The 552-nt window shown below is 32.4% G+C and carries 1 protein-coding gene; it reads left to right on the forward strand.

Annotated elements, in window-relative coordinates; genetic code table 11:
* Positions 1–35: 35 nt before the first annotated feature.
* On the forward strand, positions 36–552 hold a 517-nt coding region (locus DNJ75_RS15245), incomplete at its 3' end, for a hypothetical protein (RefSeq protein ID WP_157968430.1).

Genomic DNA, 552 nt, shown 5'->3' on the forward strand with positions numbered 1-552 from the left:
TCAAGAGTTTTGATCGACAGGACTCTGTTACTTTATTGAGTAGACTTGATCAAAAACAGTATAAAGATAATAAAGATAAGTTAAATGAGCTAGCAAATTTGTTGTATGACCACCCTTTATCGGTAAGCCAAGCTTTAGCCTACCTAAAAAATACGTCTTTTGTTGATGTTGATCAGTATATTGAATTTTATCAGCAAAGGGCAAATGAGCTTTCCAAAGCAAATTATGAAGTAGCTAAAACTATGGGGAAGGAATATATGGATGGTTATAGTTTGACAACGGAAATTACCACTTCACTAACAGTAGATCAAGTTAAAAAATCTTCACAAGAGGCGTATTTTTTACTTGAGCATATTGTGTTTTTACATCATGAAAGTATTTCACGAGATCTTATGTTACAAATTTTTAAGGGTGATAAACTTGCGCTATCAATAGCACTTAATACATTGCTAAGATTCTCATTAATTGATCATAAAGATTCAGAAGAAGAAAATTCACTTTATACCATGCATGGTGCCATTAGTGACTTTATTAGGGGAACCATTGGTGAAA

This window comes from Cysteiniphilum litorale (genome assembly GCF_003428165.1).
In the GTDB taxonomy this organism is placed as follows: domain Bacteria; phylum Pseudomonadota; class Gammaproteobacteria; order Francisellales; family Francisellaceae; genus Caedibacter; species Caedibacter litoralis.